At 72.6% G+C, this 16,053-nt stretch carries 18 protein-coding genes; 7 read left to right on the forward strand and 11 right to left on the reverse strand.

Annotated elements, in window-relative coordinates:
* Nucleotides 1-71 precede the first annotated feature (71 nt).
* Both CLV40_RS26125 and CLV40_RS26130 read right to left on the reverse strand, forming a co-directional pair.
* Nucleotides 72-446, reverse strand: a complete 375-nt coding sequence (locus CLV40_RS26125) for a YegP family protein (RefSeq protein ID WP_181043745.1) — start codon at nucleotides 444-446, stop codon at nucleotides 72-74.
* Between the two features lie 320 nt (nucleotides 447-766).
* Nucleotides 767-1,111: a hypothetical protein gene (locus CLV40_RS26130; protein ID WP_104481635.1), complete on the reverse strand. Its 345-nt coding sequence runs from the start codon at nucleotides 1,109-1,111 to the stop codon at nucleotides 767-769.
* A gap of 214 nt (nucleotides 1,112-1,325) precedes the next feature.
* Here CLV40_RS26130 and CLV40_RS26135 point away from each other — a divergent pair, with 214 nt between their 5' ends.
* The 7 genes from CLV40_RS26135 (at nucleotide 1,326) to CLV40_RS26165 (ending at nucleotide 7,538) form a co-directional block, all read left to right on the forward strand.
* Nucleotides 1,326-2,483: a sensor histidine kinase gene (locus CLV40_RS26135; protein ID WP_104481636.1), complete on the forward strand. Its 1,158-nt coding sequence runs from the start codon at nucleotides 1,326-1,328 to the stop codon at nucleotides 2,481-2,483.
* Nucleotides 2,480-3,571, forward strand: coding sequence for a hypothetical protein (locus tag CLV40_RS38350; protein WP_181043746.1), 1,092 nt, complete (start codon nucleotides 2,480-2,482; stop codon nucleotides 3,569-3,571). The genes CLV40_RS26135 and CLV40_RS38350 overlap by 4 nt, the downstream gene beginning before the upstream one ends.
* On the forward strand, nucleotides 3,556-4,227 hold the full coding sequence (locus CLV40_RS26145; RefSeq protein ID WP_219824117.1) for a response regulator transcription factor: 672 nt from the start codon (nucleotides 3,556-3,558) through the stop codon (nucleotides 4,225-4,227). The genes CLV40_RS38350 and CLV40_RS26145 overlap by 16 nt, the downstream gene beginning before the upstream one ends.
* Nucleotides 4,228-4,281: 54 nt before the next feature.
* Nucleotides 4,282-4,854: a hypothetical protein gene (locus tag CLV40_RS26150; RefSeq protein WP_104481688.1), complete on the forward strand. Its 573-nt coding sequence runs from the start codon at nucleotides 4,282-4,284 to the stop codon at nucleotides 4,852-4,854.
* 73 nt (nucleotides 4,855-4,927) lie between these two features.
* Nucleotides 4,928-5,707 (forward strand): molybdate ABC transporter substrate-binding protein, encoded by a 780-nt coding sequence (modA, locus tag CLV40_RS26155; protein ID WP_104481637.1) that lies wholly within the window; start codon nucleotides 4,928-4,930, stop codon nucleotides 5,705-5,707.
* A gap of 17 nt (nucleotides 5,708-5,724) precedes the next feature.
* A complete protein-coding gene (gene modB / locus CLV40_RS26160) occupies nucleotides 5,725-6,492 on the forward strand; it encodes a molybdate ABC transporter permease subunit (RefSeq protein WP_104481689.1) in 768 nt (255 codons plus the stop codon).
* A complete protein-coding gene (locus CLV40_RS26165) occupies nucleotides 6,489-7,538 on the forward strand; it encodes an ABC transporter ATP-binding protein (RefSeq protein ID WP_104481638.1) in 1,050 nt (349 codons plus the stop codon). The genes modB and CLV40_RS26165 overlap by 4 nt, the downstream gene beginning before the upstream one ends.
* 45 nt (nucleotides 7,539-7,583) lie before the next feature.
* Here the strand turns inward: CLV40_RS26165 and CLV40_RS26170 are convergent, their stop codons facing one another.
* The 9 genes from CLV40_RS26170 to CLV40_RS26210 form a co-directional block, all read right to left on the reverse strand.
* Nucleotides 7,584-9,089: a sensor histidine kinase gene (locus CLV40_RS26170; RefSeq protein ID WP_219824118.1), complete on the reverse strand. Its 1,506-nt coding sequence runs from the start codon at nucleotides 9,087-9,089 to the stop codon at nucleotides 7,584-7,586.
* Nucleotides 9,086-9,781, reverse strand: a complete 696-nt coding sequence (locus CLV40_RS26175; RefSeq protein WP_104481639.1) for a response regulator transcription factor — start codon at nucleotides 9,779-9,781, stop codon at nucleotides 9,086-9,088. Before CLV40_RS26175 ends, CLV40_RS26170 begins: the two co-directional genes overlap by 4 nt.
* Complete coding sequence (locus tag CLV40_RS26180; protein WP_104481640.1) at nucleotides 9,778-10,326, reverse strand: hypothetical protein; 549 nt, start codon at nucleotides 10,324-10,326, stop codon at nucleotides 9,778-9,780. The genes CLV40_RS26175 and CLV40_RS26180 overlap by 4 nt, the downstream gene beginning before the upstream one ends.
* A 23-nt stretch (nucleotides 10,327-10,349) precedes the next feature.
* Nucleotides 10,350-11,549 (reverse strand): ABC transporter permease, encoded by a 1,200-nt coding sequence (locus CLV40_RS26185; protein ID WP_104481641.1) that lies wholly within the window; start codon nucleotides 11,547-11,549, stop codon nucleotides 10,350-10,352.
* A complete protein-coding gene (locus CLV40_RS26190; RefSeq protein WP_104481642.1) occupies nucleotides 11,546-12,241 on the reverse strand; it encodes an ABC transporter ATP-binding protein in 696 nt (231 codons plus the stop codon). The genes CLV40_RS26185 and CLV40_RS26190 overlap by 4 nt, the downstream gene beginning before the upstream one ends.
* Nucleotides 12,238-13,380, reverse strand: coding sequence for an efflux RND transporter periplasmic adaptor subunit (locus tag CLV40_RS26195; protein WP_104481643.1), 1,143 nt, complete (start codon nucleotides 13,378-13,380; stop codon nucleotides 12,238-12,240). Before CLV40_RS26195 ends, CLV40_RS26190 begins: the two co-directional genes overlap by 4 nt.
* A 430-nt stretch (nucleotides 13,381-13,810) precedes the next feature.
* Complete coding sequence (locus tag CLV40_RS26200) at nucleotides 13,811-14,272, reverse strand: hypothetical protein (RefSeq protein ID WP_146108251.1); 462 nt, start codon at nucleotides 14,270-14,272, stop codon at nucleotides 13,811-13,813.
* 70 nt (nucleotides 14,273-14,342) lie between these two features.
* The gene (locus CLV40_RS26205; RefSeq protein ID WP_146108252.1) at nucleotides 14,343-14,897 is read right to left on the reverse strand and encodes a hypothetical protein; all 555 of its coding nucleotides are present in this window, start codon (nucleotides 14,895-14,897) and stop codon (nucleotides 14,343-14,345) included.
* 215 nt (nucleotides 14,898-15,112) lie between these two features.
* Nucleotides 15,113-15,970: a helix-turn-helix domain-containing protein gene (locus CLV40_RS26210; protein WP_104481646.1), complete on the reverse strand. Its 858-nt coding sequence runs from the start codon at nucleotides 15,968-15,970 to the stop codon at nucleotides 15,113-15,115.
* Nucleotides 15,971-16,053: the final 83 nt, after the last annotated feature.

Raw genomic sequence — 16,053 nt, forward strand, 5'->3', positions numbered from 1 at the left:
CCAACCGGAACGCGGGCGAGTGGGCACGTCGACGCACGGGCGATCCGACCAGTGCGGACCGTCGGGGTTGCCTAACCGAAGCGCGCGATCCTGCCCCGGCGGCTGTGGTTGAAGACGGCGACCACGGGGGTGACCTCCGCGTCGGGAGCGCCGACCTGGAACCGGGCGGCGGCGTGCTCGGCGTCGATCCGGCGGGCGAACCCCTGTGCCGATTGGACTATCTCCCCGGCCTCCACGCACAGCCGCCACCACCACTGGCCGTTCTCCGCGTGCTGCACCTCGACCCAGGCCACCCCGGCCACCCGGCGCACCCGGTCGATCTCGACCAGCGCCTCGTCGCGGTTGCGGTGCTCGCCGATGCCCAGGCCGAGTACCCGGTTGTTGCCGCCGAGCAGCCGCCACCGGACCCCCGAGCCGTCGACCCGATAGCACTGGAAGCGCGCCACGCGGATTCCCTTTCCCTAGAACGAGCCACAATCGGCGCCGAGGCGGCGGATGGAGCAAACGCGGTAACCCGAATGCGGGTGATTCCGGGACTGCCCGAGAGCTATGGCGACAACCTACATCGGATGAACCGCCCAAAGCATTTCCCTTGCCCGATAACGGTTCCCTTCCGTCGCCGGGTAACACCGGGCGGAGTGGGGGCGTTCACGCTCCCGTGATCAAGTGGACCGGGCCGGCGTGCGGGGAAATGGTGAGTTCGACTCGGTTTCACCCCCGGCGTCAATCGGGCGAGCACTATGGCGCGGTGACGGTGGGATCGGCCTCAGGGGGTGGCGACGGCGGTCTCGACGGCGGCCACCGCGTGCAGGATGACCCGGTGCGGCTCCCCGGTCTCCACCGCGCCGAGCAACCCGCGCAGCACCGCGACCAGACCGACCACCCCGGGGTCCGGGTGCAGCACCGAGATCAACCAGCGCAGGCCGACGGCCAGCCCGGCCGCCTCGGCCACCACGGTGAAGCCCTGGGACAGGTCGCCCGCCCGGGTGCCCGCCCACCCCCAGTCCGGCGGGTCGCCCACCGCGCGGGCCGCGGCCGCCGAGATCCCGCCGACGGCGGCGGCCAGCCGCGCGATCACCGCGGCCTCGCCCGGTACCCGCCCGGCGCCCATCGCTGCCCCCAGTCCACTCTCCGGCGCGGCACCGGCCCGGATTCGACTCGGACCCCGGGTGCGGATCGGGACAACGCGCACGCGGCCGACGCGTCCTCCAGTAGAGCGGTCCCCACCGGGAGGGCGGATGACGGTTGTTCGGCTGACAGCCGATCGACCGACACGCCGACCGGGGGAAAGAAACACACCCGACCCCGCGCTCGATCTCACCAAGGTGCCAGGGAAGGTTCCAGCGAACGCCCCATCGACCCCGGAAGCGGGCGCGGCGCGGGTCGCGCTCGACCGGCTGATCGCCCGCTGCGCCGCGGCGATGCGCGTCGCGGTCGCGGCCACCGGCGCGGTCGCCGCGCTGGCGGGTGCCGCGCCGCCGGTGCGGCCGTCGTGGCTGCTGCCCGCGGTCGCGCTGAACCTGGTCTGGTCGGCGGTGTTCGCGTGGCTGGCGGTCCGCCGGGGGCTGCGCGCGCCGGTGATGGCCGCGGACATCGCCGTGACCACGCTGCTGTGCGCGGGCATCCCGTGGCTGGTGCCCGAGTCGCTGCTGGTCGGCGGGATCAGCTGGGTCGACGAGCTGACCAGCATGACGATCATCGTGTCGAGCCTGGCCTGGCGGCCGCGGGTCGCCGTGCCCGCGGGTCTCGGGCTGGCCGCCGCGCACGTGCTGGGCACCTGGCAGGCGGGGGCGGGCGCGGTGCCCGGCACGATCGGCATCTACCTGGTGCAGATCACCGCGTCGGCGGCGCTGATGACGCTGCTGCGGCACGCCGCCGCGCTGGCCGACGACGCGCTCGCCGAGCTGCGGGAGACCGAGCGGGCCGCCGCCGTGCTGCGGGCCAGGCGGGCCGACGAGCGGGCGCAGAACCGCAAGCTGCACGACACCGTGCTGGCCACGCTGACCACCGTCGGCACCGGCGGGATCACCGCGTCCACCCCGGGGCTGCGCGCGCGGGCGGCGGCGGACCTGCTGGTCATCGAGAACCTGGGCGAGCTCAACGAGTCCGGCACGGACGTCGACCTGCGCCCGCAGTTACAGGCCGCGGTGGACTCCTCGGCCGTGGCGGTCGACTGCGACCTGGTGCCGTGCCGGGTGCCGCTGCGGGTGGCGGCGGCCTTCGCCGAGGCGGTGGCCGAGGCGCTGACCAACATCGCCCGGCACGCCGGGGTCGCGTCGGCGCGGCTGCGCCAGCACGCCGAGCGGGCGGCGGTGTGCGTCGTGGTGTCCGACACGGGCGCGGGTTTCGACCCGGCGGAGGTGCCGCTGCACCGCTACGGGGTGCGGGAGGGCATCGTCGGGCGGATGCGGGCGGTGGACGGCGACGCGGACGTGTCGTCGAACTCCGGCGGCACCACGGTCACGCTGCGGTGGCCCGCGTGAGCACCGAGTCGTCGGTCGTGGTGGCCGAGCGCTACGCGCACGGGGCGATGGTGGCGGCCGTGGTCGTCGTGACCTGCTGGCACCTGGGCTACGACCTGACCTCGACGGTGAGCAGCTGGTCGGTCTACTCCGGACGGTGGCTGGCCGCGCTGGCCTGGGTGCTGTTCCTGGCCATCGGCGTGGCGGCGACCTGGCTGCTGCGCGACCGGTCACACCGGTTCGCCTGGCCGCTGGCGGTGTGCGCGCTGGCGCTGGACGTGCTGCTGGTGGCCGCGGCGCCGGACGAGAACCTGCTGCGGCCCGCGAACTGGGCCTGGGGCGCGGTGGGCTGGCTGGCCGTGGTGCTGTTCTGGTGGCACCCGGTGCGGCACCTGGTCGCGTTCTCGGTGGCCAACGCGGTGGTGCTGGCGGTGTCCATGGTCACCTTCGACGTGACCGGCAGCGAGCACGTCTCGCGCGCGATCATGGTCGTGTTCGGCGCGGTGACGCTGCAGATCGGCTACAGCGTCGGCGCGCACGGCCTGGGCACCGCGGCGGGCTGGGCGGCGGCGAGTTCGGCGGCCCGGGCCAAGGCGACGGCGGAACGCGCGGCGGCGGAGGCGGTGGCGGCCTCGCGCGCGCAGCGGTACCAGGAACTGCACCGCACCACGGCGGCGCTGCTCGGCGAGCTGGCGGCGGGCGCGGACCCGGCGGACCCGGCCGTGCGGTACCGCTGCCTGGCGGGCGCGGCCCGGCTGCGGCGTCTCCTGGCGGAGACCGACGACGTGCCGGACCCGCTGCTGCACGAGCTGCGGGCGGGCGCGGACGTCGCGGAGCGCCGGGGGGTGGTGGTGACGCTGTCGGTTGTCGGTACGGTGCCCGAACTACCGGTGGAGTTCCGCCGCGCGCTGACCGAGGCCCCGATCATGGCGCTGAGCACCGCCCGCACCACGGCCCGCGTCACGGTGGTCTCCGCCGACGGCGAGGTGGCCATCGCGGTGGTCGCCGACGCCCCCGAGGTGGCCGCCCGGCCGCGGCCGGGGGTGCGGCTGACCCAGGACCGAGAGGGGGAGAACCTGTGGCTGGAGACGGTGTGGCGCACCCAGTGACGGTGGCCATCATCGAGGACCACCCGGTGGTGATCGACGGGGTGAGCACCTGGATCGAGGCCGACCCGGAGCGCCGGGCGGTGGTGGTCGCCGCCGGGGACAGCATCGATGACGTGCTGGCGGGCCCGGGCGGCGCGGCCGACGTCGTCCTGCTCGACCTGCACCTCGGCGACGTGGTGGCCACCGACCGGGTCGCGGAGCTGTGCACGGCGGGGCGGCGGGTGGTGGTGTACTCGGGGCTCGACGACCCGGACACGATCCTGACCGTGCTGGAGGCGGGGGCGTCGGCGTTCCTGTCGAAGCACGAGGGCCGCGGGCACTGCGTGGACACCATCATCGCGGCGGCGCGGGACCGGCCGTACGTGACGCCGTCGGTGGCGGGCGCGTTGCTGTCCGACGAGAAGGCGCCGCAACTGTCCAAACGGGAACGCACGGCGCTGCTGCTGTGGTTCCAGTCGATGTCCAAGGCCTCGGTGGCCAAGCGGATGAACCTGAGCGAGGCCACGGTCCGGCAGTACATCGACCGGGCCCGGGTGAAGTACGCGAAGTCGGGCAGGCCCGCGCCGACCAAGACGGCGCTGTTGGCCAGGGCCATCGAGGACGGGTTGATCCGGGCGGACGAGATCGGGGAGTACCGGTCGCACGCCGCGGAATAGGGTGATGTCGCGAATCCGCCGGACGTCCGGTGGATTCGGTGTTGTGCTGTGCGCATGACGCGGCAGAACCGGGTTACCCCCGCCGGAAACCTGATCTCGACGGCCGCCCGTGGGACGATGATGGGCAATCGCGGGGTTCTGCACGACGACACCGGCCGGATAGTGCGGAACTCGCAGGTTCGGCGGTGGATCACGTGCGAGGTGGAGTTCCGGGGGCGGCGCCGCGAGGTGATGGCGCCGGGCCGGTACACGGAACTCTTCTTCCTCGACGAGGCGGTGGCTTTCGCGGCCGGGCACCGGCCGTGCGCGGAGTGCAGGCATGGGGATTATCGGGAGTTCCGGCGGTTGTGGCCGGGGACCGGTCGGCGGGCGGACGAGATCGACCGGGAATTGGCCCGGGAAAGAGGCCGGGCCACGGAGACCGTCGACCCGCCCGCGGGCGCGTTCGTGGCATTGGACGACGAGTGCTGGCTGGTGACCGGTGACCGATTGGCTCGGTGGACACCGTCGGGCTACGCGGACCGCCTGCCGGTGCCGTCGAGCGCGGTGGCCATGTTGACCCCGCCCTCGACGGCGGCGGTCCTGGCGGCGGGTTACCGGCCACGCCTGCACCCGACCTCGGCCTGAGCGCCCGGGCCGTGGTCCAACCGCATCTGCGGGGTTAGGCTGCGTCCGGGATCCGCATCTACGGGAGGTTGTCGTGCGCCGGTTAGTTGCCGCCCTGGTGAGCGTGGGGTTGCTCGTTGCCGGGTGTAGCGAATCGTCGACCGGGAGTGGTGGGACACCAACGGGGAGCAGCGCCCCGGGTACGGGTGTCACCGGGACCGTGACGGTGTTCGCGGCGGCGTCGTTGACCGAGTCGTTCACGCGGATCGGGAAGGATTTCGAGGCGGCCAACCCCGGGGTGAAGGTGACCTTCAACTTCGCGGGCAGTTCCGCGCTGGCCCAGCAGATCACCCAGGGCGCGCCCGTCGACGTGTTCGCCTCGGCCGCGCCCGCCAACATGCAGCAGGTGGCGGACGCGGTGTCGCCGACGGCTTTCGCGCGCAACAAGCTGGAAATCGCGGTCCCGCAGGGTAATCCGGGAAAGGTCGCCGGGCTCAAGGATTTCGCCGACGCGGGCAAGAAGATCGCCTTGTGCGCCGAGCAGGTGCCCTGTGGCGCCGCGGCCAAGAAGGTCTTCACCGCGGCCGGTATCACCGCCGCGCCGGACACGTTGGAGCAGGACGTGAAGGCCGCGCTCACCAAGGTGCGGCTCGGTGAGGTCGACGCCGCACTCGTCTACCGGACGGACGTCAAGGCGGCGGGGGCTTCCGTCGAGGGGATCGAGTTCCCCGAGGCCGACAAGGCGGTCAACGACTACCCGATCGCCGCGCTCAAGAAAGCGCCCAACGCCAAGGGGGCCAAGGCGTTCGTCGACTACGTGTTGTCGGACAAGGGCAAGTCCGTGCTCGCTGACGCCGGGTTCGCCGCGGCGTGAGGGCCAACCGCGGGTCCATGCCGCCGGTACTCGTCGTCCCCGCGGTACTGGGCCTCGCGTTCCTGGTCGTCCCCCTCATCGGCCTCCTCGCCAAGGCACCGTGGTCGACCCTCCCCCAACGCCTGACCAGCCCTGAAGTCCTTGACGCGCTTGAACTCTCGCTGGTCTGCGCCACCCTCGCCACCGTCCTCTGCGTACTCATGGGGGTACCGCTCGCCTGGGTGCTCGCCCGCGGCGACATCCCGGGGCGCGGCTTCATCCGGGCGCTGGTCACGGTTCCGCTCGTGCTGCCCCCGGTCGTCGGCGGCGCCGCGCTGCTGTTCGCGCTCGGCCGCCGGGGCCCGGTCGGACAGGTGCTCGACGACTGGTTCGGTGTCTCGCTGCCGTTCACCACCGCCGGGGTCGTCGTCGCGGAAGCCTTTGTCGCCATGCCGTTCCTCGTCATCTCGGTCGAGGGCGCGCTCCGCGCCGCCGACCCCCGGTTCGAGGAAGCCGCCGCCACCCTCGGCGCTTCGCGGTGGTACGCGTTCCGCCGCGTCACCCTGCCGTCCGTGGCGCCGGGTGTCGTGGCGGGCACGGTCCTGTGCTGGGCGCGCGCGCTCGGCGAGTTCGGTGCCACGATCACTTTCGCGGGCAACTTCCCAGAGAAGACGACGACGATGCCGCTGGCGGTCTACCTCGCGCTCGAGACCGACCCCGAGGCCGCGATCGTGCTCAGCGTGGTGCTGCTGGCGGTGTCGGTGGCGGTGCTGGCGAGCCTGCGGGAGCGGTGGATCGGCGGATGACCCTCGACGCCCACGTGCGCACCGGACGCGGCACCTTCGAGGCCGACGTCCCCCTGCTGGTCCAACCGGGTGAAACGGTGGCGCTGCTCGGTCCCAACGGGGCGGGCAAGACCACGGTATTGCGCGCCTTGGCCGGTCTGCTGCCGTTGCGGAGCGGTCATATCCGGTTGAACACGACGTGGGACGAACCCCCGTCGACCTTCGTCCCGCCCGAGCGCCGCGCGGTCGGGGTCGTATTCCAGGATTACCTGCTATTCCCCCATATGCCGGTTCTGGAAAACGTCGCTTTCGGCCTCCGCGCCCGTGGCGTCAACCGGGAAGCCGCCCGCCGAGCCGCGCGGGCCCAGCTCGACGCGGTCGACCTCACCCCGTACGCGGACGCCCGCCCCCGCGAGCTCTCCGGCGGCCAGGCCCAGCGGGTCGCGCTCGCCAGGGCCCTGGTCACCCACCCCGACCTGCTGCTGCTCGACGAACCCCTGTCCGCCCTGGACGCGGGCACCCGGCCGCGGGTCCGCGCCGAACTGGGCCGCCACCTGCGCGAGTTCCCGGGGTGCGCGGTCCTGGTCACCCACGACCCGCTCGACGCGATGGTCCTGGCGGACCGGCTGGTGGTCGTGGAGGGCGGCAGGATCACCCAATCGGGGGAACCCGCGGTGATCGCCCGCAAACCGGCCACCGACTACGTCGCCCACCTGGTCGGCCTCAACCTGCTGCGCGGGCAGGCGGACGGGACCGCGGTCGCCCTCGACACAGGCGGGACCTTGATCGTCGCCGAACCCGCCGCCGGACCGGTGCACGCGGCGTTCCCCCCGACGGCGATCAGCCTGCACCCGGAGCGGCCGAGCGGCAGCCCGCGCAACACGTGGGAGGTGGCGGTCGCCGGGATGGAGCAGCACGCCCACACCGTCCGCCTCCACCTCGACGGCGCGCCGTCGGTGGTCGCGGAGGTGACCCCGGCGGTGATCGCCGAGCTGGGGCTGGCGCCCGGTACCCGGGTGTGGGCCGCCCTCAAGGCGACGGAAATCCAGACGTACCCGCGGGCCTGAGTCTCGGGAGAACGCCGATCCGTGTGGCAGGGCCGGGAGGGTTCGTCAGTCCGCTCCCGACCCCGCTCCCGCCGGATCGCTCGTCAGCCGGGGCAGCGTCACCCGGAAGGTCGCCCCCCGGTCTGGTTCGGAGATCACCTCGACCACACCACCGTGGGCCTCCACCAGGGCCGCGACGATCGCCAACCCCAGCCCGGCCCCGCCGCTGTCCTGGCTGCGGGACGGGTCGGCCCGGTAGAACCGCTCGAAGACGCGCTCGATCTGCTGGGGGGTCAGGCCGGGGCCGCGGTCCGCCACCTCCAGCACGACCGACGTCTCCGTTGTCCGCGTGCGCACCTCCACACCGGTATCCACGGGCGTGTGCTTCACCGCATTGCCCACGAGGTTCGCCGCGATCTGCCGCAGCCGCTGTTCGTCGCCCAGCACCAGGGCAGGCTCGCCGGAACCGTCCAGGTGTAGGGCGATCGGGCGATCCGGGGCGACGACCCGGGCGTCGCTGACCGCGTCGACGGCGATTACCGTCACGTCAACGGGTGAGAGTTCGAGTGGCCGCTGGCGGTCCAGGCTCGCCAGCAGCAGGAGGTCCTCGACCAGGCCGCTCATCCGCTCCGACTGGCCCTCGATCCGGCCCATCACCTCGCCCACGTCGGTGACCGCGCCCTGCCGGTACAGCTCGGCGTACCCGCGGATCGAGGTCAGCGGGGTGCGCAGCTCGTGGCTGGCGTCGGCGACGAACCGGCGCATGCGGCCCTCCGAGACCCGGGCCGCCTCCTCCGAGCGGGACCGGGCGTGGAAGGCCTGCTCGATCTGGCCGAGCATGCCGTTGAGCGACACCGCGAGCCTGCCGACCTCGCTGCCCGGCCGCCGGACCGGGACGCGCCGGGACAGGTCGCCCGCGGCGATGGCCTCGGCGGTGACCTCGACCTCCTCCAGCGGCCGGGTGCTGCGCCGGACCAGCGCGTACCCGGTGACCCCGAGCAGGACCAGCGCGCCCAGGCTGATCAGCAGGAACGTGCGTTGCAGGTCGTCCACGGCCGCGTCGACGTCGGCTTGGCCGACGGCCACGACGACCTCGGCCGCCGTGCTCCCCGAGGTGCTCGCGATGACCGTCCCGTCCACCACGACCGGGGTGACCAGCGGGCGGACCAGCACCCGCCAGCGCGGGCCCGAGTCGTCCGCCGAGTCGACCGTGGCGTACGAGCCCGCGAACCCGAAGGCGGGCAGCCGCGGGCGGGTCGTGCTGTCCCGGCGCCCCAGGTCGACGGCGCTGCCGTCGGCGCGCCGCAGGAGCACGACCTCCAGCTGGGGGAACGCGAAGTCCCGGTTGCCGCGCGGCAGGGTGAACCCGCCCGCCAGCTGCCGCTGGGCCTGCGCGCTCATCCGGTCCAGCCGGGCGTCGACCTGGCCGAGCAGGTAGTCGCGCATGACCTGGGACCCGATCGCCCAGGTGCCCAGCAGCCCGGCCGCGGCCAGCACCACCACCACGAGCACCAGGTGCACCCGCAGCGGCAGCCTGCCGAACGCGGCCCGGACCCGGCCGACGGCCGTCACGGGGCCCGCAGCACGTAGCCGAAGCCGCGCACGGTGTGGATCAGCCGCACGGCGCCGCCGGTGCCGTCGTCGACCTTGCGGCGCAGGTAGGAGATGTAGGACTCGACCACACCGGCCTCGCCGTTGAAGTCGTAGTTCCACACCTGGTCGAGGATCTGCGCCTTGGACACCACCCGGCCCGCGTTGCGCAGCAGGTAGTGCAGCAGCTTGAACTCCGTCGGGGACAGCTCGACCGGCCTGCCGCCGCGCCGCACGACGTGGCTGTCCACGTCCAGCTCCAGGTCGGCGACCCGCAGCCGCTCCGGCTCGCCCTCGACCGGGCGGGTGCGGCGCAGCACGGCGTTCACCCGGGCGATGACCTCCTCCAGGCTGAACGGCTTGGTCACGTAGTCGTCGCCGCCGAGGGTCAGACCGGTGATCTTGTCGTGGTTGGCGTCGCGCGCGGTGAGGAACAGCACCGGCACGCCCTGACCGCCCGCGCGCAGCCTGCGCAGCACGTCGAAGCCGTCGCGGTCGGGCAGCATCACGTCGAGCAGCACCAGGTCGGGGCGCAGCTTCTCGGCCTGGCGCAGGCCGTCGTCGCCGGTGGCGGCGGTGGCCACGTCGAACCCGGCGAAGCGCAGGCTGGTGGCGAGCAGGTCGCGGATGGCCGCGTCGTCCTCCACGACCAGCAGCGACGCCCGGCCGCTCACCCCGCCGCCTGCCTGCGGGTGAGGGTGCGCGCGGTGACGGAGCCGTCGTCGCCCGCCTGGCCCTGCACGACGACGGTGTCGCCGGGCGCCAGGTCGGCGAGCTTGCCCACGTCGACCAGGTCGACCACGGTGGAGTCCGATGTGGACACCTTGACGACCTTACCGTCCTGGGTCTTGACGTACACGGTGGTGCCCTCGACGTGGTCGATGGTGCCCGCGGTGCCGCCCCGGCCGCCCATGCCACCCGCGCCGGGCTGCCCGCCTTGCCCGTTCTGCCCGCCTTGCCCGGCACGGCCGCCGTAGCCGCCGGGGAACCCGCCGCCGTAGCCACCGGCCCGGGGACCCGCGGTCGCCGACGGGGTGCCGTTCGAGGCGAACGCCTTGTGCGCCAGCGCGCCGCCGCCGAAGGACAGCAGCACCAGCGCGGCGATGCCCAGCCCGACGGTCACCTTGCTCACGCCCTTGCCCGCGGTGCGCAGCTCGCGGTCCAGGTCACCGCCGACCGGTTGGGCCAGCGTCTGCTCCGGGTCCACTGGTGTGGTCACGGTCCACTCCTTCTTTCCTGGGGTCACTCGTGCCGGAGGGCTTCGATGGGGCGCAGGCGCGCGGCCCGACCCGCCGGGTAGCTGCCGAAGAACAGGCCGATCAGCGCGGACACGGCGAAGGCGAGCAGCACCGACGACGGCACGATCACCGGCGTGATGCCCGCGATGGTGAACTGCGCGCCGATGAACGCGGCGGCCACGCCGAGCGCGCCGCCGAACAGGCTCAACATCGTCGCCTCCAGCAGGAACTGGCCGAGGATCGACGAGCGCCGGGCGCCGACGGCCTTGCGGATGCCGATCTCCCGGATCCGCTCGGTGACCGTGACCAGCATGATGTTGGTGACGCCGATCCCGCCGACCAGCAGCGAGATCGCCGCGACGGCGGCCAGCAGCACGGTGAACGTGTCGGTGGTGGCGGTGCGCGCGGTGAGCAGCTGTTCCTGGCTGAGCACCCGGTAGTCGGCCGTGCCGCCGAAGCCGATGCCGTGGCGGCCGTCGAGGATCGTGGTGACCTGGGCCTGGGCCGCGGTGAGCGCGTCGGGGCCGGTGGCCTGCACGACGATCTGCGAGAGGCTGCCGTAGCCGGTGAGCGCGTTGCGCACGGTGCTCAGCGGCGCCACGGCGGTGTCGTCGGCGTCCTGGAGTCCGCTGGAGCCCTTGCTCGCCAGCACGCCCACCACGGTGAACGGGATGTTGTTGACCAGGATCGTCTGGCCGACCGGGGCGGCGCCGGGGAACAGCTCGGTGGCCACGGTCGCGCCGATGACCACGACCTTGCGGCCCTGGGCGACGTCGTCGGCGCTGAACGGCGAGCCCTGCGCGACGGCGCTGTTGGTGGTCTCGAAGTAGGCCGGGTCGGTGCCCAGGAACTGCGAGACGCTGTGGCTGACGTCCGCGTGCGCGGCGGTCGCCGAGGTCGACACGACCGGCGACGCCGACTTCACCGCGGGCGCCTCGACCGGGTCGGCCAGCGCGGTCGCGTCGTCGACTGTCAGCGGTCGGGCGCTGGACCCGGCCTGGGCGCGCTGCGGGGAGATGGTGAGCACGTTCGTGCCCAGGCCCGCGATGCTCTGCTGCACCGACACCGACGCGCCGTTGCCGACCGCGATCAGCAGGATCACCGACGCGACGCCGATCAGGATGCCGAGCGTGGTGAGGGCGGAGCGCAGCTTGTTCGCGGTGACCCCGCGCACGGCGAAGGCCAAGACCTCGGTGAACCTCACGCGAGCACCCCCGTGAACCGGTTCTCCACGATCCGCCCGTCGACGACCCGCACGACCCGGTTGGCGTGCGCGGCGACGTCGTCCTCGTGGGTGATCAGCACGACCGTGCGGCCGCTGGCGTGCAGGCGGTCCAGGATGCCCATGACCTCCTGGCTGCTGCGCGTGTCGAGGTTGCCGGTCGGCTCGTCGGCCAGCACGATCGCGGGGCCGGTGACCAGGGCGCGGGCGATCGCCACGCGCTGCTGCTGGCCGCCGGAGAGCTCGTTGGGCCGGTGGTGCGCGCGCTCGGCGAGCCCGACCAGGCGCAGCGCCGCGTTCGCCCGCAGCCTGCGCTCGGCGCGCCGCACCCCCGCGTAGACCAGGGGCAGTTCGACGTTGGCCAGCGCGGTCGTGCGCGGGATCAGGTTGAACGACTGGAACACGAACCCGATCTTGCGGTTGCGCAGCAGGCCGAGCTGGGCCTCGCCGAACTCGGCGGTGTCGATGCCGTCGAGCAGGTAGCGGCCGGAGGTCGGCACGTCCAGGCAGCCGAGCACGTTGAGCAGCGTCGACTTGCCGGAGCCGGACGCGCCCATGATCGCCAGGTACTCGCCGCGGTCGACGGTGAGGTCGAGCCCGCGCAGCGCGTGCACGGCCGTGTCGCCGCTGCCGTAGGTCTTGCGCAGGTCGCGGACCTCGATCGCGGGGGTCATCGCCCGCCGCCGGTGCGCCCGCCCGCCGGGACGCCGCCGCCCCCGCCGCCGAACCCGCCACCGCCGAAGCCGCCGTTGCCGTTGCGGTTGTTGTTGCCCTGCTGGGTGGTGCCGGTGGCGACCTGGGGCAGCACGACCTGCTCGTTCTCGCTGAGGCCCGAGGTGATCTGGGCGTACGAGTCGCCCCGGACACCGACCTCGACGGTGCGGCGGGTCTCCTGGCCGTTCTCCAGCACGGTGACGGTGCTGGTCGTGCCGACGGTCTGCACGGCGGCGGACGGCACGGCGAGCGCGCCGGTCGCGCTGGCCACGGTGATCGAGACGCTGGCCGACTGGCCGGGTTTGAGGGTGGCGGGTGGGCTGGTCATGGTCAGCGTGGTGCCGTACTGGACGACGTTGTTCGACGACGTGGGCAGCAGGTCCACCGCGGCGACGGCGGCCTGGATGGGCTGGTTCGGCAGGGCGTTGACGGTGACCGTGGCGGCCTGGCCGACCTTGAGCTTGCTGACGTCGCTCTCGGCCACGTCGGCGTGCAGGGTCAGGTTCTTCAGGTCGGTGATGACGAAGTCGCCGGACGCGGTCGTGGTCGTGGTGCTCGAACTGCCACCGCCCCCCGAGCCCGCCTTGGCGCCGACGGTGACACCGACGGAGGTGATGGTGCCGTCACCGGGCGCGGTCAGGGTCGTCGCGGCGAGGGCGGCCTTTGCCTGGTCACGGGCGAGAACGGCCTGGTTGACCTGGTTGTCGAGCTGGTCGGTGTCCTTCCCCGCCGCCTCGGCGTCACCGCGGTTGGTGACGGCCTGGTTGAGGTTGTTCTGGGCGATGGTGAGCTGGAGCTTGGGCTCGGAGGTCTCCAGCGTGCCGAGGGTCTGGCCCTTGGTGACCACGTCGCCGACCTTGACGTTCACCGCGGCGACCGTGCCGGACGTGCCGAAGGAGGCGGTGCCGGTGTACCCGCTGGCCACCGTCCCGGCAGCCGTCACCGTCTCGCTGACGTCCCGAGTCTGCGCCGCCGCCGTCCGCGTCTGCGCGGCGGCCGCTGTCTCGGTGCCACCGCCGAACAACACGAAGTACCCCGCCACCGCCGCCCCCACGAGCACGACGGCCAAGATGCCGTTCACCACCAACCCACGTCTCATGACCCGAAAGCCTCGCGCGCGTCGCTGTGGCGCACCTACGAGAAAGCCGGCAGTTTCCTGTGAACCGCGCTCGACCTGGCCGAACAACCACGGGCATCGCCCGACGTTCTCGCCCGATCACTTCGACCGGCCCCCTCAGGGGCATCAAGCGCGGATCACTCAGCGAACTCGTACCGTCCACGATGGACAGCGAAAAAGACCACTGCGCACTGTGCCGACGAGAGCGATCTACGAGCAGACGCATGCGCGACTCCGGATATGGACGCCATTGTCCATCGGTCGAGCGAGTGGGCGGAATTGCCGCAAACGCACCAGGACTGGATGCCGTGCCATGCCGGGGTGACGCCCTTGAGACCACGCGCAGCTTGAACCCGGTGTGGTCGAGGGTCGGGCGGCGATGCCAACTCCCTGGTGGTGATCGGGGAACCGTTCAGGTCGCGCAGGTCCAGGGGCGGGGGCCGAAGGCGAGCATGACGGAGAAGGTGTCGTCGGAGACGGAGTTGACCAGCAGGAGCACGTCAGGCTCGTCAGGGTGCTCGAAGCAGAGGCCATCCCCGCGACCGTCTTTGGGCTCCCACCCGCGCTTGGCCGCTTCCGCGCGGTAGAAAGCGCGGGTCCGCGGCATGCCGCCGTCGGCCCCGGACATCCGGATCTCGACGCCACCGAAGTAGCCCTCGTCGTCACAGGGCTTGATGACCCAGACCTCCCCGGGCACCGCGCCCGGCGGGATCACGTCGGTGACCATCTCGTTCTGCCGCAGCCGCGCGGCGGTGGCGTCGTGCTCCTCCAGGCAGGGGCCGCCGACCCCGTCGCCGCCGAACAGCCGCGTGCCGGTGCAGCCCGCGAGGGTCAACAAGAGCGCCGAAATCACCACCAGGCCCACTACGCGCATCAGATCCTCCCCGGTCCACCTCCGATAACACCTCAATTCGGCGGCGAACGGCTTGATCTCCTTCGAATCCTCACCCGATCTCCACGGACCAGGGCACCCGGCGGGAGCTGAACTTCTCGGCGCCGAGGAAGTCCAGGAGCGCGGTGTGGGCGGGGGTGCCCGTACCCCAGGGAAACCGGACGAGGTGCCACCGCAGTGGGAGCACCTGGCCGTCGACGAGTTTGACGGCCAGGTAGCTCAGCCCGAGGAACCGGGCCAGCGAGGATCGGGGCGGACGGACCCACCGCCAGCCGGAGATCTCCGCGGGCTCGATCCGGTGGTGGCGCCACGTGGTGGTGCAGGTGAGCCGTCCGTCTTTGATCCGCACCGGACCCACGGCGCGCACGAGGTTCGCGCACCACAGGGCCAAGCCGGTCGCGACGACGGTGGTGCCGAGGAAGACGGGATCGGCGCGGTCATGGAGATCTTGGTAGGTGGCGAGAACGAAGAGCGGGCAGAGGAGGGTGAGGAAGGCCCAGAAGAGGGTGAGCCACCACTGCCTGCCCAACACGACCACGACGGTTCCTCCCGAACGGGTGCCGCTACCCAGGGCCCTGTCGAACAGCTCCCGCGGCCCAGGGATCACGCTGCCCCACCATGTCCCCCTACCCTGACCATCCTCCTCCACCGCCGGGTCTTCGTGGCCGCTTCCGCACGTCGCTGTCCCACGAAATCAGGCCGACTGCCCCACCGCGCTGCTCTTGCCCGGGCTGTCGCCGATCGGCGGATCTCGCGGTGCCGCCGGCGCACCCCGGCGGCACCGATCTCAAGCGGCCACAAGCGACAGTCCTTATCGGATGGTCAGTTCGCGCGCGCCTTCCCGCTCGCGCGCAGCCGCTGGGCGGTGTCGGTGATGGTGCGCAGCGATTCCAGCGGGCTCAGGGCCAGGGCGCGGATCGCGTCGGCGTCGCGCTGGTAGGTGCGGACGTCCTCCGACCGGTGCAGCCAGAGCGTGGTCACCCGGGTCTCGACGAAGGCGACCGTGTCCCTCGCCGACGACTCCAGCAGGGAGAAGGCGCCGTCGAGGGCTGGGTGCCAGCCGAGGCCGAAGGGGACGACGAGCACCTCGACGTTGGGCAGCTTGGCCATCTCGACCAGGTGGCGCAGCTGCTCGAACCCGGCTTCCGGGCCGCCGACGTTCTGGTGCAGCGCGGACAACCCGATCAGCGCGGTGAGCCGGGCGGGTTGCTGCCGGGTGACCGCCGTGGCACGGCCGAGCGTGTCGGCCGTGCGGCGGGGGACGTCCGGCAGCGGGACGCCGGAGGCCGTCGCGATCGCGGTCGCCACCTCCTCCGTCTGCAGGAGTTCCGGTATCTGCAAGGGACTGATCTGCACTATCCCGGATGCACCTTGCTCATACGCCAGGTACGCCGCGCGCTGTTCGCCGCGCTCCACCGGGTCCGTCGTGATCCACTGCGGCAGGTCGATCCCCTGCGTCAGGGCCATGATCCGGTCGAAGCGCTCACCCCGGACCCGCAGCGCGGCGAGGATGCGGGCGACCTGCTCCGGCCGGGGGACGCGGTCACCGGTCTCCCAGCGGGACAGCGTCGGCGCGTCCCGGTCGATCCTGAAGGCGAAGTCCCGCAACGAGACCCGCCGCTGCTCCCGCGCTTGACGGAGCGCCCGACCGAGCGCGACCGCTTTCGGCGTTTTCGACATGTGTTCTCCCCGTCTGGTGACAACCCGTCACCACCCACACCGTTGGAATAACCAGTTGCAGGGCCTGCAATCGCGTGGCCGGA

The sequence above is a fragment of the Actinokineospora auranticolor genome, assembly GCF_002934265.1.
Lineage (GTDB): Bacteria > Actinomycetota > Actinomycetes > Mycobacteriales > Pseudonocardiaceae > Actinokineospora > Actinokineospora auranticolor.

Bases quoted from the DNA above. Each gene is read 5' to 3' on its own strand.
- CLV40_RS26130 (WP_104481635.1), bottom strand. From the start codon at position 1,111: ATGGGCGCCGGGCGGGTACCGGGCGAGGCCGCGGTGATCGCGCGGCTG.
- CLV40_RS26150 (WP_104481688.1), top strand. From the start codon at position 4,282: ATGACGCGGCAGAACCGGGTTACCCCCGCCGGAAACCTGATCTCGACG.
- modB (WP_104481689.1), top strand. From the start codon at position 5,725: ATGCCGCCGGTACTCGTCGTCCCCGCGGTACTGGGCCTCGCGTTCCTG.
- CLV40_RS26165 (WP_104481638.1), top strand. From the start codon at position 6,489: ATGACCCTCGACGCCCACGTGCGCACCGGACGCGGCACCTTCGAGGCC.
- CLV40_RS26190 (WP_104481642.1), bottom strand. From the start codon at position 12,241: ATGACCCCCGCGATCGAGGTCCGCGACCTGCGCAAGACCTACGGCAGC.
- CLV40_RS26195 (WP_104481643.1), bottom strand. From the start codon at position 13,380: ATGAGACGTGGGTTGGTGGTGAACGGCATCTTGGCCGTCGTGCTCGTG.
- CLV40_RS26200 (WP_146108251.1), bottom strand. From the start codon at position 14,272: ATGCGCGTAGTGGGCCTGGTGGTGATTTCGGCGCTCTTGTTGACCCTC.
- CLV40_RS26210 (WP_104481646.1), bottom strand. From the start codon at position 15,970: ATGTCGAAAACGCCGAAAGCGGTCGCGCTCGGTCGGGCGCTCCGTCAA.